Raw genomic sequence first — 17571 nt, 5'->3', positions numbered from 1 at the left:
ACACGCCCGGTTCGGACACTCTTAGCAACTGTCAACGTCACGGATTGCCGCCGAACGAGGCGGGGCTCGGCATTGGCGGCGCACTCCGACCTTTAGCATAGGTCACGATTCCGAGCACACATACCACGCACAACCCCATGGAGCAGCACGTGACAGCCCCGAAGCTGGCCCTCACCGAAGGTGACCTGAGCACCACCGCCGCGGACGCAGTCGTCGTGGGCACCCTGCAGGGTGCGGACGGTCTGGAGCTCGCGCCCGGTGCCGAAGCGGTCGACGCCGCGTTCGACGGCGCGCTGCTCGAGGTGCTCGGCACCCTGCGCGCGACGGGCAAGGCCGACGAGCTCGTCAAGGTGCCGACGTTCGGCAAGATCTCCGCCCCGCTCGTCCTGGCCGTCGGCCTGGGCAAGACCGCGGGCGAGGAGCAGGTGCGCCGCGCGTCCGGTGTCGCCGCCCGCGCGCTCGCCGGCAAGAAGCGCGCCGTGAACACCCTGGGCGCGCTGCACGTCGGTGCCGCCGCCGAGGGCACCCTGCTCGGCGCGTACTCGTTCACCGAGTACAAGTCGGACAAGGGCGAGGCCGCGGTCGTGAAGGTCGACCTGCACGCCGCCGGTTCCAAGGAGAACAAGGCCGCGCTGAAGGCCGCCGTCGCGATCGCCGAGTCGGTCGCCATCGCACGCGACTTCATCAACACCCCGCCGAACGACCTCTACCCCGGTTCGTTCGCCGACCGCGCCGCGAAGCTCGCGACCGCCGCCGGTCTCGACGTCGAGGTGCTGGACGAGAAGGCGCTGAAGAAGCAGGGCTTCGGCGGCATCCTGGGCGTCGGCGGCGGCTCGACCCGCCAGCCGCGCCTCGTGCGCATCTCCTACAAGGGTGCCAAGGCCACCAAGAAGGTCGCCCTGGTCGGCAAGGGCATCACGTTCGACACCGGCGGCATCTCGATCAAGCCGGCCGCGGGCATGGACGAGATGACCTCGGACATGTCCGGTGCCGCCGCGATCGTCGCCTCGATGGTGCTCGCCGCGAAGCTCAAGTACCCGCTGGAGATCATCGCCTCGATCCCGATGGCGGAGAACATGCCCTCCGGCGACGCCTACCGCCCCGGTGACGTGCTCACCATGTACGGCGGCAAGACCGTCGAGGTGCTCAACACCGACGCCGAGGGCCGGCTGATCCTGTCCGACGCGATCGTGCGCGCCTGCGAGGACGGCCCCGACTACCTGATCGAGACCGCGACGCTGACCGGCGCGCAGGTCGTGGCGCTGGGCAAGCGCACGTCCGGTGTCATGGGCTCGGAGGAGTTCCGCGACCGCGTCGCCCGCATCGGCACCGCCGTCGGCGAGTCGGCGTGGGCCATGCCGCTGCCGGAGGAGCTGCGCGCCGACCTCGACTCGCGCCTCGCGGACCTCGCGAACGTCACCGGTCACCGGTGGGGCGGCATGCTCGCCGCGGGCCTGTTCCTGCGCGAGTTCGTGGCCGAGGGCGTGCAGTGGGCGCACATCGACATCGCCGGCCCGGCGTTCCACACCGGCGGCCCCTACGGCTACACCTCCAAGGGCGGCACGGGCGTCCCGGTCCGCACGATCGCGGCGGTGCTCGCCGACATCGCGGCCAACGGCTGAGGTGACCGGGTCCCGCGACCGTCCGGCGTGGACGGTCGCGGGACCGCGTGTGGGGACACGCCTCTCGCCGGGTTTGGGCACACCGCCCGAGGAGAGGAGTATTTCCGCATGGGGACGCATCGCTACGAGGTCGAGGTCGTCTGGACGGGCAACACCGGCAGCGGCACCGCCGGCTACAAGGCCTACGAACGCGCGCACGAGGTGCGGGCACCGGGCAAGGAGACGATCCCCGGGTCGTCGGACCCGGCGTTCCGCGGCGACCCGGCGCGCTACAACCCCGAGGAGCTGCTCCTCGCGTCGCTGTCGCAGTGCCACATGCTGTGGTTCCTGCACCTCGCGTCGCTCAACGGGGTGGTCGTGACGGACTACCGCGACCAGGCAGGCGGCACCATGGCCGAGCACCCGGACGGGTCGGGCCGCTTCACCGAGGTCCTGCTGAAGCCGGTCGTGACCGTGGCCGACCCGGAGATGCGGGCCACCGCGCAGGCGTTGCACGAGAAGGCGCACTCGATGTGCTTCATCGCGGCGAGCGTGAACTTCCCGGTGCGGCATGAGCCGACGGTGCGGTGAAACCGGGCTTCCACCCCATCGGGGACGTCGCGCGCAGGGCCGTGCCGCACGGGCTCGCCCCGATGTCCGATGAGGACCGGGAACGGCTGCTCGACGAGTTCTGGGCCGAGGTCACCGACGGGCTCACCGGCCACCCCGCGTTCGCCGAGCACCTGCACCGGCTGGTCGAGGTCGAGGCGGCAGGCCGCTGCACGGCGCGGGCGACGGCGAGCGAGGCGTGCTAGCCGTTGCCCAGCTTCTTCTGGCGCGCGGTGTAGTCGCGCATGCGCTTGGGGTAGCCGACGATGCCCGCGTCGTAGATCGGCATGCCGTGCTTGCGGGCGAACGAGCGGGCGGCGTCGGTGCTCGCGACGCGGCGGCGGGTCCACTCGCCGTCGTGCGCGACCAGGACCACAGTGGTTTCGGTCACCGTGGTCTTCGGCTCGACGTAGGCCTCCACCCCCTGACGGCTCCTCGTCCACTCCTCGAGGTGGCTCGTGTCCTGGTTGGACGCGGTGCGCAGCACTCCAGGACGTGGTTTCCTGCGGAAACGGTCGAACAGCCCCATCGGGCACCTCCTGCGACTCCCTCCACCATGGTGCCAGGAAGGGGTGTCATGAGTAGGTGAATGATCAGAAAGCCAGCCGGGTGGCCCATGCCGGATCACCACGCTCCGGCAACTAGTGACAAGATGGCCGCGTACCTCGCGCGCACCCGCGCGTAGTAAGTAATCCCGAGGAGATCCGAAGTGACTTCGCCGGAACTGGAGTCGGCCACCAACGCCGATCTCGTCATCCTCGGCGGTGGTTCGGGTGGCTACGCCTGCGCGTTCCGCGCGGCCGAGCTCGGCCTGTCCGTCGTCCTGGTCGAGAAGGACAAGCTGGGTGGCACGTGCCTGCACCGCGGCTGCATCCCGACCAAGGCGCTGCTGCACGCGGCCGAGGTCGCGGACAACGCCCGCGAAGGCGACCAGTTCGGTGTGAAGAGCTCGCTCGAGGGCATCGACATCGCCGGCGTGAACTCGTACAAGGACGGTGTGGTCTCGCGGCTCTACAAGGGCCTGCAGGGACTCGCGAAGGCCAACAAGGTCACCTTCGTCGAGGGCGCCGGCACGTTCGTCGGCCCGAACACCGTCGTGGTGGACGGTCAGCGCTACACCGGCAAGAACGTGGTGCTCGCGACCGGTTCGTACGCGCGCAGCCTGCCCGGTCTGGAGATCGGCGGCCGCGTGATCACCAGCGACCAGGCGCTCACCCTGGACTTCATCCCGGAGAAGGTCGTCGTCCTGGGCGGCGGCGTCATCGGCGTGGAGTTCGCGAGCGTGTGGCGGTCGTTCGGCGCCGAGGTCACCATCGTCGAGGCGCTGCCCCGGCTGGTGCCCGCCGAGGACGAGTACGCCTCCAAGCAGCTGGAGCGCGCGTTCCGCAAGCGCGGGATCAAGTTCAAGACCGGCGTGAAGTTCACCGGCGCCACCCAGTCCGACTCGGGCGTGTCCGTCACGCTGGAGAACGGCGACGTCCTCGACGCCGACCTGCTGCTCGTCGCGGTCGGCCGCGGCCCGAACAGCGCGGGTCACGGCTACGAGGAGGCCGGCATCACGATCGACCGCGGGTTCGTCGTCACCGACGAGCGGCTGCGCACGAACCTGCCGGGCGTCTACGCCGTCGGCGACATCGTGCCGGGCCTGCAGCTCGCGCACCGCGGTTTCCAGCAGGGCATCTTCGTGGCCGAGGAGATCGCAGGCCAGAACCCGAAGGTGATCGACGAGGCGGGGATCCCGCGCGTCACCTACTGCAAGCCCGAGGTCGCCTCCGTCGGTCTCACCGAGGCCGCCGCGAAGGAGAAGTACGGCTCCGCCGAGACGTTCGTGTACGACCTCGCGGGCAACGGCAAGAGCCAGATCCTCAAGACCGCCGGCGGCGTGAAGCTCGTCAAGGCGCCCGACGGCCCGGTCGTCGGCATCACCATGGTCGGCGAGCGCGTCGGCGAACTCATCGGTGAGGCCCAGCTGATCTACAGCTGGGAGGCTTACCCGGACGACGTGGCCCCGCTGGTCCACGCCCACCCGACCCAGACTGAAGCCCTCGGCGAGGCGTTCCTCGCCCTGGCCGGCAAGCCGCTGCACGTGCACGGCTGACCGCTTCCCATCCAAGTCAGCCACACGAGAGCACGAGGAGTCAGCGAACAATGGCCTTCTCCGTCCAGATGCCCGCACTCGGTGAGAGTGTCACCGAGGGCACGGTCACCCGGTGGTTGAAGCAGGAAGGCGACCGGGTGGAGGTGGACGAGCCGTTGCTCGAGGTGTCCACCGACAAGGTCGACACCGAGATCCCCTCCCCCGCGGCGGGCGTCCTGCAGAAGATCGTCGCCCAGGAGGACGACACCGTCGAGGTCGGCGGCGAGCTCGCGGTCATCGGCGACGGTGACGGCGGTTCGTCCGACTCGGCCCCGGCTCCCGAGCAGGAGTCCGCTCCCGAGCAGGAGGAGCCGCAGCAGACGCAGCCTTCCGGGCAGCAGCCCTCCGAGGAAGCCCAGGAGGCGCCCGCGGCCCCGGCGCAGTCCGGTGGTTCGGCCGAGGGCACCGACGTCACGATGCCCGCGCTCGGCGAGTCCGTGACCGAGGGCACCGTCACCCGCTGGCTGAAGCAGGTCGGCGACAGCGTCGACGTCGACGAGCCGCTGCTCGAGGTCTCGACCGACAAGGTCGACACCGAGATCCCCTCTCCGGTCGCCGGCACGCTGCTGGAGATCACCGCCGGTGAGGACGAGACCGTCGAGGTCGGCGGCAAGCTCGCCGTCATCGGCTCCGGCAGCCCGGCCCAGTCGGCGCCCGCACCGGAGTCGAAGCCGGAGCCGGAGCAGGAAGCCCCCGCGCCGAAGCAGGAGGCACCCGCTCCCGCCCAGCAGCAGGAGGCGCCGAAGCAGGAAGAGGCACCGAAGCAGCAGGCACCGGCCCCGCAGGCCGCCCCGCAGCAGTCGGCTCCGGCCACCTCCGGCGACGACGCCAACGGCACGCCGTACGTCACGCCGCTGGTGCGCAAGCTCGCGTCGGAGAACGGCATCGACCTGGGCTCGCTGAAGGGCACCGGTGTCGGTGGCCGCATCCGCAAGCAGGACGTGCTGGCCGCGGTCGAGGCCAAGAAGGCCCCGGCTCCCGCGCCCGCCGCCGCTGCTCCGGCCGCCGCCGCTCCCGCCGGCCGCACCGCCACCCCGGCCGCGGCCGACGACTCGGGCAAGCGCGGCACCGTGCAGAAGCTCCCGCGCCTGCGTCAGATCGTCGCGCAGCGCACCCGCGAGTCGCTGCAGATGTCGGCCCAGCTCACCCAGGTGTTCGAGGTCGACGTCACCAAGATCGCCCGCCTGCGCAACCAGGCGAAGAAGGCGTTCGAGGCGCGGGAGGGCGCGAAGCTCACGTTCCTGCCGTTCTTCGCCAAGGCCGCCATCGAGGCGCTCAAGGCCCACCCGGTGCTCAACGCGTCGATCGACGAGGAGCGCAAGGAGGTCACCTACCACGGTGCCGAGCACCTCGGTCTGGCGATCGACACGGAGCGCGGCCTGCTCAACGCCGTGATCCACAACGCCGGTGACCTGAACCTGTCGGGCATCGCCCACAAGATCGGTGACCTGGCCGCGCGGGCGCGGTCGAACAAGCTCACGCCGGACGAGCTGACCGGTGGCACGTTCTCGCTGACCAACCTGGGCAGCAACGGCGCGCTCTTCGACACCCCGATCATCCAGCAGCCGCAGGTCGGCATCCTGGGCGTCGGCGTCGTGAAGAAGCGCCCGGTCGTCCTGACCGACGAGGACGGCAACGACACCATCGCGATCCGCTCGATGATGTACCTCGCGCTCACCTACGACCACCGCCTGGTCGACGGCGCGGACGCGGGCCGCTTCCTCACGACGGTGAAGAACCGCCTGGAGGAAGGCTCGTTCGAGGCCGACCTCGGTCTCTGACATATCGCACATCGCTCGTAGCTGAAGGCCATCCCGGTTCGTCCGGGGTGGCCTTCAGCACATTTGCCGCCACTGTGCAGCGGCTGGTCGTCTGCGGAACGATTCAGGCATGCGAGTTGTCATCGCGGGATCGTCGGGCCTGATCGGAACGAGCCTGGTGGCGTCGATGCGCGCCGCCGGTCACGAGGTGCTGCGGCTGGTGCGCCGCAGGGCCGCCGCGCCGGACGAGCGCGGCTGGGACCCGTACGCCGGCCGCGTCGACGACGGCACGTTCGACGGCGTCGACGCCGTCGTCAACCTCTGCGGTGCGGGCATCGGCGACAAGCGGTGGGACGACGCGCGCAAGCAGGTGCTGCACGACAGCCGGATCGTGCCGGCGGAGGTGCTGTCGGCGGCGGTCGTCGAGCACGGGGTGCCGGTGCTGGTGAGCTCGTCGGGTGCGCACTTCTACGGCGACACCGGGTCGCGGCTCGCCGACGAGGACGCCCCGGCCGGGCACACGTTCATGTCGCGGCTGACCCAGCAGTGGGAGGCGGCGACGGCGGTGGCGCAGGAGGCCGGCGTGCGGGTCGTGCTGATGCGCACGGCCGTCGTCATCTCCCCCACCGGCGGGGTGTTCGGGCGGTTGAAGCCGGTGTTCCAGCTCTTCCTCGGCGGCAAGCTCGGGTCGGGTGAGCAGTACTTCCCGTGGGTGTCGCTGGACGACGTCGTCTCCGCCTACCGGTTCGTGGTCGAGCACGACGACGTCCGCGGGCCGGTCAACGTGGCCGGGCCGGCGCCGGTGACGAACGCCGAGTTCACCAGGGCCGTGGCGGCGGCGCTGGGCCGGCCTGCGCCGTGGTCGGTGCCCGCGTTCGCGCTGAAGGCGCTGCTCGGTGGCGAGATGGCGGAGGAGCTGCTGCTCACTGGGCCGGGGCTGACGCCGAAGGTGCTGGAGAGCCGCGGGTTCACGTTCCTGCACCCGGCGCTGCCGGCGGCGTTGAACGCGGCGGTCGCATGACGCGCGCGCTGGGCGCCGTGCTGGTGATCTCCTGGGTGTTGCTCGGACTGCCCGAGGTCACCGGGCTCGACGTGTGGGTGCACGACGCCCTGCCGCGGCCGGAGTGGCTGCGGGCGGTGGCGTTCGCGGTGAGCCTGGTGCTGGGGCCGACGATCGGGTGGACGTTCGCGGCGGTGCTCGCCGTGCTGGCGTGGCGGCGGCGCGACACCCGGCTGTGGAAGGCGCTCGCGCTGCACGCGCTCTGCTCGGCGACGGTGCTGACGCGGTGGCTGTTCGACCGCGTCCGGCCGCTGGAGTACCACCTGCCCAGCTACCCGAGCGGGCACACGGTGGCGGTGGCGTCGGTGGCGTTCACGCTGGTGGTGCTGTTCCGCCGGGGTGTGCTGTGGGCGGTGCTCGCGGTGCTGGTGGCGGGCTTCGCGCGGATCGTGCTGGAGATGCACTGGGTGACCGACGTCATCGGCGCGGTGCTGGGTGTGACGGGGGTCGGCATCCTGGTCGGCCTCGCGCTGGGGTTGGTAACGTCGGTACGTGAACTCGTGCCGCACCTCGCCAGACCCCGTCGTCGTCCGTGAGCTGGGCCTCATCGACTACATGGCGGCGTGGGACCTGCAGAAGGAGATCGCGGAGGCGCGTGCCGGCGGTACCGGCCCTGACACGCTCCTGCTGCTCGAACACCCGCCGGTCTACACCTGCGGGCGGCGCACGCTCGACGAGGAACGGCCCGTCGGCGGCGACACCCCGGTCGTCGACGTCGACCGCGGCGGCAAGATCACCTGGCACGGCCCCGGCCAGCTCGTGGGCTACCCGATCGTCCGGCTGGCCGAGCCGATGGACGTCGTCGACTACGTGCGGCGCGTCGAGCAGGGCCTGATCGAGGTGTGCGACCGGCTGGGCGTGCACACCGGCCGGGTCGAGGGCCGCAGCGGCGTGTGGCTGCCCGCCGACGACCGCGGCCCGGAGCGCAAGGTCGCCGCGATCGGCATCCGCGTGCAGCGCGGCGTGACCATGCACGGCTTCGAGATCAACTGCAACGCGAGCCTCGACGCGTTCGGCGACATCATCCCGTGCGGCATCAAGGACGCGGGGGTCGCGTCGCTGTCGCACGAGCTCGGCCGCGACGTCACCGTCGCCGAGGTCCTGCCGCTCGCCCGTGACGCTGTGCTGGCCGCGCTCGACGGCACGCTCCCCCTGACGGACCGCACTTTGGCCCGCTCTGGACCCGTCGCTCCGGGTATCACCTTCGCTAGCATTCCGTAGCCCCGCGCGGGCCGCGGGTTTGCGGAGGAGGGTGCGTCGTGAAGCTTTCCCGACGCCAGTTGTTCACGGCTGCCGGTGTCACGGCATTCGCATCATCGGGACTGTGGGCGAGCACGGGCGCGGCGGCGGTGGCCGCGCCCGTGCGGGCCTGGAGCGGCGAGGTGCGCGTCGGTGACTGGGAGCAGTACTACCTGGGCCTCGACGGCGGAGCTCATCAGAGAGCACTCGATGTATTGGACATCGCACATCGCGACGGCGTCCGAGCTGACGAGCAGAACCTGATGGTGCCGGTCGAAGCCGTGCGCCGGGCTGCTCTGGAGCTCGGTGACCACGCGGCCGCCGACGTGCTGCGTGACCGGTTCGAGCTCGACTCGCCGTCGATGCTCGGGCGCGGGCTCACGCTCGTGCTCGGTCAGGGCGGCCTGGAGCAGCGCTACCTCGACGACCCCGGCTTGCAGCTGCGATATATCGGATACCGGTGGCGGTTCGCGAGCTACGTGCTGCCGATGCCGACAGCAGTGCGCGCAGCTCTGAGCTGATGTCCCGTACGCGATATATGGGATATCAGGTGAGCTGTGGAGCTACGTCGGCGGCGATCTCGGTGATGTGGTCGAGGTCGGCCAGGTCCAGCACCTGCAGGTAGACGCGCTGGATCCCGGTCTGCTCACGCCAGCGGCCGATGCGGTCGACGACCTCCGCCGGGCTGCCGGCGAGGCCGTCGGCCTTGAGCTCGTCGAGCTCGCGATCGATGGCGGCGGCCCGGCGGGCGACGTCGGCGTCGGTGCGGCCGACGCACGCGACGAGCGCGACCGAACGGATGATCTCCGCCGGGTCGCGGTCGATCTCGGCGCAGGCGGCGTCGACGCGGGCGAACTGCTCGACCGCCTTGTCCATGCCGGTGAACGGCAGGTTGAACTCGGTGGCGTACGACGCGGCCAGCGCCGGGGTGCGGCGGGCGCCCGTGCCGCCGACCAGCACCGGGATCTGCTCCTGAGCGGGCTTGGGCAGCGCGGGCGAGTCGGTCAGCGAGTAGTGCCTGCCCTCGAACGAGAACGTGCCGCCGAGCGGTGTCTCCCAGAGGCCGGTGATGATGGCGAGCTGCTCCTCGTACCGCTCGAAGCGCTCCCCCAGCGCCGGGAACGGGATGCCGTAGGCGGTGTGCTCTGCCTCGTACCAGCCGGCGCCGATGCCGAACTCCACGCGGCCGCCGGACATCTGGTCGACCTGGGCGACGCTGATGGCGAGCGGGCCGGGGTAGCGGAACGTCGCGGCAGTCATCAGCGTGCCCAGGCGGATCGTCGACGTGTCCCTGGCCAGGCCCGCGAACGTGATCCACGGGTCCGTGGGGCCGGGCAGGCCGTCGGCCGAGCCCATCTTCAGGTAGTGGTCGGAGCGGAAGAAGGCGCCGTAGCCGGCGTCCTCCGCGGTCCGCGCCACCCGGAGCAGGTCGTCGTAGCTCGCCCCCTGCTGGGGCTCGGTGAAGATGCGAAGTTCCACATCCCGAACCTAGTCGGCGGAGAAGCGCGGCGCAGGGACGGCGGCACCGTCCGGGGTGAACACCCCGCGCGCCACCAGGTGCGGGTGCGACGCCGCCTCCTCCAGCGACAGCACCGGTGTCACGCAGGCGTCGGTGCCGGCGAACACGTCGGCCCACTCGTCGCGCGTCCGGCTCAGGAACACCTCCGCGAACGCCTTGCGCAGCAACGGCCACCCGTCCCGGTCGAGCTGCGCGGGCAGGTCCTCGCCCGACAGCCCGAGCCCGGCCAGCAGCAGCGCGTAGAACTGCGGCTCCAGCGACCCCACCGCCACCGAACCGCCGTCCGCGCACTCGTAGAGCGAGTAGAACGGGCAGCCGCCGTCCAGCAGGTTCGCGTCGGGGGCGTCGGTCCACACCGACTGCGCCTTCATCGACCAGATCATCTGCGCGAGCGAGGCCACCCCGTCGACGATCGCCGCGTCGACGACCTGGCCGCGGCCGGTGCGCTGGCGTTCCCACAGCGCCGCCAGCACGCCCAGCACCAGGTACAGCGAGCCGCCGCCGAAGTCACCGACGAGGTTCAGCGGTGGTTTGCCGATGGCGTGCAGCACCCCGGTCACCGACAGGTAGTTGATGTCGTGCCCTGCGCGCTGGGCCAGCGGGCCGTCCTGGCCCCAGCCGGTCATCCGCGCGTAGACCAGCCCGGGGTTGACCGCGAGGCAGTCGGACGGGCCGAGCCCGAGCCGTTCCAGCACACCGGGCCGGAAGCCCTCGACCACCACGTCGGCCGAGGCGATCAGCGACAGCACCTCGGACCTGCCCGAGGCCGACTTCAGGTCCGCGGTCACCGAACGCCTGCCGCGCAACAGGAAGTCGCGGGAGGCGTCCGGCACCACGGGCAGGCCGCCGGACGGGCGCTCGACGCGCACGACCTCCGCGCCGAGGTCCGCGAGCAGCATCGCGCCGTGCGGACCGGGCCCGATGCCGCCGAACTCGACGACCCGCAGGCCCTGCAACGGGTTCATCAGGCCGCTTCGGCGACGGGCGCGTCGAAGGACAGCCGCGGGCCGAAGATGGCGCCCTGCGACTCGGCCAGGCCGCGCATCGCCTTGGCGTGGTTGCCGAAGTCCGGGTGCGCGAGCGCCGCGCGCAGGGCGTCCGCGCTCTCCCAGAGGGCGATGTTGATGTAGGAGGTCGGCTCGTCGAGCTGGCGCGACAGCGTGTACTTGACCAGACCGGGCTGGGCGCGCAGGAACTCGGCCGTGGAGTCGAAGGCCTTCTCGAACTCCTCGGGCTCGCCGGTGAGCTTGAAGCGGTTGACGAAGGTGATCATCGCGAGGCACTCCCCAATCGGACCGGACACCTGCGAAGACCATGCACACCGCGTCTTGAGACGTGCTCAAGGAACGCCCGCCAGGCTCGTCGGCATGCGCATCATCGATCTGTCTTCCCCCATTGACGCATCCGCGTACGAAGCGGACCCGGTGACGCACGAGGTGCTCACGGCCGCCCAGGGTGCCGAACACATGGCCGAGCAGCTGAAGGCGCGGCTCGGCATCGAGTTCGACGTCTCCGTGCTGCGGGACTCGGAGTTCCTGACGCTGGACCGGATCAGCCTCACCTCCCACACCGGCACCCACGTCGACGCTCCCAGCCACTACGGCTCGAAGACCACCTACGGCACCGGCGTCCCGCGCCACATCGACGAGATGCCGCTGGAGTGGTTCCACAACCCCGGCGTGAAGCTCGACGTGCGCGGCCACGGCACCGGCGTCATCGGCCCCGAGGTGCTGGAGAAGGAGTTCGCCCGCATCGGCTACACGCCCAAGCCGATGGACGTCGTCATCCTCGACACCGGTGCTGCCGAGCACGCGGGCACCCAGACCTACTTCACCGACTACACCGGGCTCGACGGCCCTGCCACGAACCTGTTGCTGGACCTCGGGGTCAAGGTGATCGCCACCGACGCGTTCAGCCTCGACGCGCCGTTCCCCGACATCGTGAAGCGCTACCTGGCGACCGGGGACGAGGGCGTGCTGTGGCCCGCGCACTTCGCCGGCCGCGACCGCGAGTACTGCCAGATCGAACGCCTCGCGAACCTGGACGCGTTGCCGGACTTCGGTTTCACCGTCGTCGCGTTCCCGGTGAAGATCAAGGGTGCCGGCGCGGGCTGGACGAGGGCCGTCGCCCTTCTCGACGACTAGCTCTCAAGTGAGAGCTGAATCACCATACCTACCGTGAAGGTATGGAAAACAACGAAATATGGCCACCGGAGAACGAAGACCACATCGTCCGCGGGATCGACTGAACGCCGCCAAAGGGCCGCCCTTCCCCCAGGAGTCACTCCGGGAGAGGGCGGCCCTTTTACGTCTTGGGAACCGTTGTCACGCGAGGCGGGCGCGGGCGGTCTCGACGGAGTCCGCGGCGTCCAGCAGCGGCAGCACGGCCGAGGCGCCCGACCGGACGGCCTTCGTGCGCCGCGCGAACGACGTCAGCGTCTGCCCGGGACCGGCCTCCACCAGCAGCACGTCGTGCATCGCCACGAGCTCGTTCAGCGCCGGCCCGAAGTACACGGCGTCGGTCAGCTGCCGCGTCCAGAACCGCGCGGACGACGCGTCGGCCTCGGTCATCAGCTTGCCCGTGTACCCGGAGTAGAGCGGCAGCCGCGGCGCGCGCGGGGACACGGTCCACGCGGCCAGCGCCTCGTCGACGGCGGGCTGCATCGCCGGGCTGTGGAACGGGGTCGTGGCCGGCACGGTGACGACGACGTACTCGTCGGCCTCCAGCCTCGCCCGCACCCGCGCGAGCGGTTCGTCGGGTCCGGCCAGCATCGTCTGCCGCGCCGAGTTCACCGCGGCGATGGCGACGTCGCCCTCCAGGTACGGCAGCAGGTCGGCCTCGGAGGCGGCGACGGCGAGCATCCCGCCGGACGGGATCGACACCGCCGACACGACCCGGTCGCGCACCAGCGACACGGCCTCGGGCAGCGTGAACACCCCGGCCAGGGTCGCCGCGACGACCTCGCCGGCGGAGTGCCCGATCAGCGCGACCGGTCGCACGCCCCACGACAGGACCAGGCGCCCCAGCGCGTAGTCGACCGCGTACAGCAGCGGCTGCGCGCGGGACACGTGGTCGATGTCGTCGCCGGCGAGCCAGTCCGCGCAGGCCACCGACCCGACCTCGCCGAACAGCTCGACCACCTCGTCGACGGCCGCGGTGAACACCGGTTCGGTGCCGTACAGCGACGCCGCCATCCGCGGGTACTGCGACCCCTGCCCGGGAAACATCAGTGCTACGTCCACAGAAAGCCTCCAGAAAAGCGACAGGGGCCGCGAGGAAGACCTCACGACCCCTGTGCGGGTGACATCACCTGTACTCGCGGACCACCATGGCGGAGTTGAAGCCGCCCTTGCCGCGCCCGAGCACCAGAGCGGCCTTCACCTTGCCGTGCCGCGCCTCGTTCATCACGAGGTCGATCTCGTACTCCGGCACCGGGTTCTCGACGTTGACGGTCGGCGGGATCGCGCTCCAGTAGATGGAGAGGATCGCCGAGGCCACGTCCAGGGACCCGCCACCGGCGAAGAGGCGGCCGGTCATGGTCTTCGGCGCCGTCACCGGCACGCCGTACGGCCCGAAGATGGCCTTGATCGCGTCGGCCTCCGCCTTGTCGAGCTCCGGGATGCCCGCCGCGTCGGCGAACACCACGTCGATCTCCGAGGCGTCCATGCCGGCGTCACGCAGCGCCAGCTCGGCGGCGCGCTTCAGCCCCGGCTCCCGCGACGGCATCTTCGAGTCGAACGTCGAGGCGTACCCGACGATCTCGCCGTAGATGCGCGTCCCCGGCCGTCCCGCCGCCGACTCCGGCGTCTCGACGACCATGATCGCACCGCCCTCACCGGCGACGTACCCGGAGGCGTCGCGGTCGAACGGCAGGTAGGCGCGCTTCGGGTTGTTGTTGCGCGACAGGCAACCCGACGCCTGGTGGGCGACCCACGCCCACGGGCACAGCGAGGAGTCCATGCCGCCGGTCAGCGCGAGCTGCACGCCCTTGCGCAGCTGCCGGCGGGCGTGACCGATGGAGTCGATGCCACCGGCCTGCTCGGACACCACGACCGCGCCGGGACCGCGCGTGCCGTGCCGGATGGAGATCTGCCCCGTGTTGACCGCGTAGAACCACGCGAACGACTGGTACGCCGAGACGTACTCCGGGCCCTGGTGCCACAGCTTCTGCAGTTCGCGCTGCCCGAACTCGTACCCGCCCGCCGTCGCCGCGGTGATCACCGCGATGTCGGTGTCGGGGATGTCGTTCGGCTGCACACCCGCACCACGCAACGCCCAGTCCGTGCCGACCAGTGTCAGCCGCGTCATGTGGTCCGTCTGCGGCAGCAGGCGACCCTGCAGGTGCCGCCCTGCCTCGAAGCCTGGCACCTCGCCGGCGATCTTCGCCCAGTAGTTCGCGCTGTCGAACCGGGTGATCGGCTTGATCGCCGCCTCACCGTGCAGGGTCGCCCGCCAGTACGCGGTCGGCCCCAATCCGTTCGGCGACGCGATGCCGATTCCCGTCACCACCGCCCGAGTCACCGGCCTGCCCCTTCCACCTTCTTGAGCACCATGGCGCTCTGGAACCCACCGAAACCACTGCCCACGGTCAGGAGCGTGTCGACCTTCTTCTCACGCGCCACCAGTGGCGTGTAGTCGAGGTCGCACTCCGGGTCCTGCTCGTGGAGGTTCGCCGTCGGCGGGATGAGGTCCTGCTCGAACGCCAGCAGCGAGCCGACGATCTCCAGGGACCCGATCGCACCCAGCGAGTGCCCGATCATCGACTTGAAGCCGGAGACCGGGGTCTTGTAGGCGTGCGCACCGAGAGAGCGCTTGAACGCCGCTGTCTCGTGCAGGTCGTTCTGCTTGGTGCCCGACCCGTGCGCGTTGATGTAGCCGACGTCCGTGGCGTCCGACCGCGCCTGCTTCAGCGCGATGTTGATGGCGTCGGACATCTCGATGCCCTCGGGGTGCAGGCCCGTCATGTGGTAGGCGTTGCACCGCGAGGCGAAGCCGGCGACCTCACCGTAGATGTGGGCGCCGCGGGCACGGGCGTGCTCCAGCTCCTCCAGCACGATGATCGCGCAACCCTCGCCCAGCACCAGGCCGTCGCGGGTCTTGTCGAACGGCCGGCACGCCGTTGTCGGGTCGTCGTTGCGGGTGCTGGACGCGCGGATCACGTCGAAGCACACCACGGTGATCGGGGAGAGCGGGGCCTCGGTGCCGCCGGTGACGACGACGTCCGCGGAGCCCTCCATGATCAGCTCGGCCGCGTAGCCCACCGAGTCGAGACCGGAGGTGCAGCCCGTGGAGACCACGGACACCGGCCCCTCGGCACCGACCGTCCACGCCAGCTCCGTCGCCATCGAGGACGGCGTGAAGTAGTCGTAGAGGTGCGGGACCGCGTAGGACTGGTCGACCTCCCAGTACTTGCCCCGGTCGGAGCCGACGATGAACTCGCGCTCCAGCGAGGTCGTGCAGCCGACTGCGGTGCCGAGCGAGACACCGATGCGGCCGGGGTCGAGCTGGTCGAACTCGATGCCGGAGTCGGACATCGCCTCACGACCCGCGACGACCGCGAACTGCGCGGCCCGGTCGAGCCGGCGGATCTCCTGCGGCGTCAAGCCTTCGCGCACTGGGTCGAAATCTGCTTCCCCCGCCATGCGGGAGCGGTACGGAGACGCGTCGAAGTGCGTGATGTTGCGAGTCGCCGTACGCCCTTCGGACAGCAGTTTCCAATACGCCTTCGTTCCGATGCCACCAGGTGCGACCACGCCCACCCCGGTGATGACGGCGCGACGACTCATCGGACACCTCCAATCGCCTTCTGTGCGGACACGGTCTGCTCCAATCTCGGACAGGGCACGGGAGCGACACCTGTTTCTGCCGAATGAACCGATGGTGAAACGGCCCGATCGAGGCCACCTCGAACGACGGCGTAGGACCCCTGTACGAGGCCGGCCCCCGCATCGGCCGCGAACAGCTGCTTCGCGGCCGCCGCGCCGTCGTCGTGACAACCAAATCCAAGGGGCACACCGGTTTCCGCGACCGAGGAGATGATCTCGCCGATCTGGTCCGGCCACAGCTTGCCCGCTGTGTCGTGCAGCAACACGGTTTCCGCCCCAGCCTCCGCGGCCGACAGCACGACCTCCAACGCGTGTTCGGGGTCGGTCAGCCAGCCGTCGAAGAAGTCCCGCGCCTCCACGACCACTCGTCGTTCGGCGCGCACGAGCTGACGCACGGCGTCCCGGACCACCGAAATGCCGTGCCCTTGGACAACCACCGCCACCGCGGGTGTTTCCGCGGCCAGCAGTGCGTCGAGGTCCTCCGCACCGCCCGACGCGATGAGGGTGGCGATCCGCAACCGGAGCTCGACGGCCGCCCGGCGGTAGAACGACCGGGTGGGTCTTCCTCCGTCGACGAACGCGACGCCGAGCGCGTCGAGGCGCCGCACCGCGACCAGCCCGTCCGAGGTGGACCGGCCGGCGCGGCGCAGCGAGATGTCGTAGAGCTCCATCTAGAACCCCGACAACAGCACTCGGGAGGCCTCGATCTCGTAGGCGCAGTGCCCCACGTCGGAAGGGCAACCCCTGCGCTGGTGCTCGACCGCGGCCTTCTCCAGGTACGTGGAGACCACGTAGAGCCCGTTGCGGCTCGCAGCGCGTGCAGCGGCGGTGAGCAAGTCCGCGCCAGCCAACCTCATCACGTCACCCCTGTCATCCGTTCTCGGCGAATTCCTTCGCGTGCCGGAGGGTCGTGAGGCTGTTGGTGCCCAGCGCGTGGCGGATCAGCTCGCGGGCGCGCTCGATCGTCCCGTCCGCTCCCAGCACCTCGGGAACCACCTCGGGCCGGATGACGACCGTGTGGTGCGAGGTCGCCTCGATCCCGGCCTCGACACCGTCGCCGATGTCGCGGAACGTCCACCGGCCGACGTGCGCCGCCATGATCGGCGGCGTGTGCGTCTGCTTGTAGACGATGCCGTCGTACGGGGTGCAGACCCGCACCGAGTGCGTGGTGTGGATCGACCCGTCCGGGCTGCGCGTGTCCATCTCCATGGACTGCACACCGGTGACGGCCTCCGTGAGGTCCAGCCGGGCGACGTGCGGCAGGCGCTGCGGCCACAGGTCCGACCGGTACAGGAACTCGTAGACGTCCTTGCGGCTCGCGTGGATCGTGATGCTGTCGGAGAACGACAGCACCAGCTTGTCGTAGTCGTCGCCGTACTCGGCCGCCCGCTTGAGGGCGGCGAGCTCGGCGTCGCTGTTGTTGTTGACGGCGGTCAGGATGAGGTCGACCGCCTCGGGCTGCGCCGCGGTGAAGTGGTGGAGCAGATCGACCCGGGTCGCCGAGTCGGCGATCGGGACGATCCGCCACTCCCCACCCATCGTCTTCACCGGTGCGGCAGAGCGCTCCTGCTGGAACTCGATGCGCAGGTTCGCCGGATCCAGCTCACGGCGGGACGTCCACGTGCGCACGTCACCGTTGGCGAAAGCGTGCAACCGCAACCGCTCGGTCGAGCCGTCCCGTTCGAACACCTCGGCGTGCACCGTGGGTCCGAAGATGTACGGCCAGGTCGTCACGTCCGCGACCAGGTCGTACACCACCTTGGCGGGAGCCCCGATCATGACCGTGTGCGTGGTGGTGTGCGTCATGTCCGTCTCCGTATC

General features: G+C 70.5%; 20 protein-coding genes. 10 read left to right on the top strand and 10 right to left on the bottom strand.

Annotation, left to right across the window (positions count from 1 at the left end; genetic code table 11):
* Nucleotides 1-149 precede the first annotated feature (149 nt).
* The 3 genes from ACZ7CD_RS37105 (at nt 150) to ACZ7CD_RS37095 (ending at nt 2416) form a co-directional block, all read left to right on the top strand.
* Complete coding sequence (locus tag ACZ7CD_RS37105; RefSeq protein WP_360397399.1) at nt 150-1622, top strand: leucyl aminopeptidase; 1473 nt, start codon at nt 150-152, stop codon at nt 1620-1622.
* Between the two features lie 108 nt (nt 1623-1730).
* Nucleotides 1731-2192, top strand: a complete 462-nt coding sequence (locus tag ACZ7CD_RS37100) for an OsmC family protein (protein WP_458433774.1) — start codon at nt 1731-1733, stop codon at nt 2190-2192.
* Nucleotides 2189-2416, top strand: a complete 228-nt coding sequence (locus tag ACZ7CD_RS37095) for a hypothetical protein (RefSeq protein WP_470380719.1) — start codon at nt 2189-2191, stop codon at nt 2414-2416. Before ACZ7CD_RS37100 ends, ACZ7CD_RS37095 begins: the two co-directional genes overlap by 4 nt.
* On the opposite strand, the gene ACZ7CD_RS37090 is transcribed toward ACZ7CD_RS37095, so the two are convergent.
* A complete protein-coding gene (locus ACZ7CD_RS37090) occupies nt 2413-2739 on the bottom strand; it encodes an oxidoreductase (protein WP_360397393.1) in 327 nt (108 codons plus the stop codon). The genes ACZ7CD_RS37095 and ACZ7CD_RS37090 overlap by 4 nt on opposite strands.
* Before the next feature lie 180 nt (nt 2740-2919).
* Between ACZ7CD_RS37090 and lpdA the strand changes: the two genes are divergently transcribed.
* The 6 genes from lpdA (at nt 2920) to ACZ7CD_RS37060 (ending at nt 8927) form a co-directional block, all read left to right on the top strand.
* On the top strand, nt 2920-4308 hold the full coding sequence (lpdA, locus tag ACZ7CD_RS37085; RefSeq protein ID WP_458433776.1) for a dihydrolipoyl dehydrogenase: 1389 nt from the start codon (nt 2920-2922) through the stop codon (nt 4306-4308).
* 50 nt (nt 4309-4358) lie between these two features.
* Complete coding sequence (gene sucB / locus ACZ7CD_RS37080) at nt 4359-6128, top strand: 2-oxoglutarate dehydrogenase, E2 component, dihydrolipoamide succinyltransferase (protein WP_458433777.1); 1770 nt, start codon at nt 4359-4361, stop codon at nt 6126-6128.
* Between the two features lie 109 nt (nt 6129-6237).
* The gene (locus ACZ7CD_RS37075; protein WP_470371826.1) at nt 6238-7128 is read left to right on the top strand and encodes a TIGR01777 family oxidoreductase; all 891 of its coding nucleotides are present in this window, start codon (nt 6238-6240) and stop codon (nt 7126-7128) included.
* Nucleotides 7125-7703 carry a phosphatase PAP2 family protein gene (locus ACZ7CD_RS37070; protein WP_470380718.1) on the top strand — a complete coding sequence of 193 codons (579 nt, stop codon included), beginning with the start codon at nt 7125-7127 and terminating at the stop codon, nt 7701-7703. The genes ACZ7CD_RS37075 and ACZ7CD_RS37070 overlap by 4 nt, the downstream gene beginning before the upstream one ends.
* The gene (gene lipB / locus ACZ7CD_RS37065; protein ID WP_360397383.1) at nt 7660-8388 is read left to right on the top strand and encodes a lipoyl(octanoyl) transferase LipB; all 729 of its coding nucleotides are present in this window, start codon (nt 7660-7662) and stop codon (nt 8386-8388) included. The genes ACZ7CD_RS37070 and lipB overlap by 44 nt, the downstream gene beginning before the upstream one ends.
* A 38-nt stretch (nt 8389-8426) precedes the next feature.
* Nucleotides 8427-8927 (top strand): hypothetical protein, encoded by a 501-nt coding sequence (locus ACZ7CD_RS37060; RefSeq protein WP_470380717.1) that lies wholly within the window; start codon nt 8427-8429, stop codon nt 8925-8927.
* Between the two features lie 25 nt (nt 8928-8952).
* On the opposite strand, the gene ACZ7CD_RS37055 is transcribed toward ACZ7CD_RS37060, so the two are convergent.
* Genes ACZ7CD_RS37055 through ACZ7CD_RS37045 form a run of 3 tightly spaced genes read right to left on the bottom strand, consistent with a single transcriptional unit; the run spans nt 8953 to nt 11198 of the window.
* Complete coding sequence (locus ACZ7CD_RS37055) at nt 8953-9885, bottom strand: LLM class F420-dependent oxidoreductase (RefSeq protein WP_360397379.1); 933 nt, start codon at nt 9883-9885, stop codon at nt 8953-8955.
* A 9-nt stretch (nt 9886-9894) separates the two neighbouring features.
* Nucleotides 9895-10893, bottom strand: a complete 999-nt coding sequence (locus ACZ7CD_RS37050; protein ID WP_470380723.1) for a CaiB/BaiF CoA transferase family protein — start codon at nt 10891-10893, stop codon at nt 9895-9897.
* A complete protein-coding gene (locus tag ACZ7CD_RS37045) occupies nt 10890-11198 on the bottom strand; it encodes an antibiotic biosynthesis monooxygenase family protein (RefSeq protein WP_360397456.1) in 309 nt (102 codons plus the stop codon). Before ACZ7CD_RS37045 ends, ACZ7CD_RS37050 begins: the two co-directional genes overlap by 4 nt.
* 94 nt (nt 11199-11292) lie before the next feature.
* On the opposite strand from ACZ7CD_RS37045, the gene ACZ7CD_RS37040 reads away from it, so the two are divergent.
* On the top strand, nt 11293-12069 hold the full coding sequence (locus ACZ7CD_RS37040) for a cyclase family protein (protein ID WP_360397377.1): 777 nt from the start codon (nt 11293-11295) through the stop codon (nt 12067-12069).
* A 180-nt stretch (nt 12070-12249) separates the two neighbouring features.
* Here ACZ7CD_RS37040 and ACZ7CD_RS37035 read toward each other — a convergent pair whose 3' ends face one another.
* The 6 genes from ACZ7CD_RS37035 to ACZ7CD_RS37010 all read right to left on the bottom strand — a co-directional run bounded on the left by ACZ7CD_RS37035 (nt 12250) and on the right by ACZ7CD_RS37010 (nt 17556).
* Entirely contained in the window at nt 12250-13167 is a 918-nt protein-coding gene (locus tag ACZ7CD_RS37035; RefSeq protein WP_360397375.1) for an acyltransferase domain-containing protein, read from the bottom strand.
* Between the two features lie 64 nt (nt 13168-13231).
* Nucleotides 13232-14446, bottom strand: coding sequence for a ketosynthase chain-length factor (locus ACZ7CD_RS37030; RefSeq protein ID WP_360397373.1), 1215 nt, complete (start codon nt 14444-14446; stop codon nt 13232-13234).
* Entirely contained in the window at nt 14443-15711 is a 1269-nt protein-coding gene (locus tag ACZ7CD_RS37025; protein WP_360397371.1) for a beta-ketoacyl-[acyl-carrier-protein] synthase family protein, read from the bottom strand. Before ACZ7CD_RS37025 ends, ACZ7CD_RS37030 begins: the two co-directional genes overlap by 4 nt.
* Nucleotides 15708-16421, bottom strand: a complete 714-nt coding sequence (locus ACZ7CD_RS37020; RefSeq protein WP_360397369.1) for a beta/alpha barrel domain-containing protein — start codon at nt 16419-16421, stop codon at nt 15708-15710. Before ACZ7CD_RS37020 ends, ACZ7CD_RS37025 begins: the two co-directional genes overlap by 4 nt.
* Nucleotides 16422-16607 (bottom strand): hypothetical protein, encoded by a 186-nt coding sequence (locus ACZ7CD_RS37015; protein ID WP_360397367.1) that lies wholly within the window; start codon nt 16605-16607, stop codon nt 16422-16424. It abuts the gene before it with no gap.
* A gap of 13 nt (nt 16608-16620) precedes the next feature.
* The gene (locus tag ACZ7CD_RS37010) at nt 16621-17556 is read right to left on the bottom strand and encodes an aromatase/cyclase (RefSeq protein ID WP_470380716.1); all 936 of its coding nucleotides are present in this window, start codon (nt 17554-17556) and stop codon (nt 16621-16623) included.
* Nucleotides 17557-17571: the final 15 nt, after the last annotated feature.

It is taken from the genome of Lentzea sp. NPDC036949, from assembly GCF_055608075.1.
This window is presented reverse-complemented; position numbering and strand designations above follow the sequence as displayed.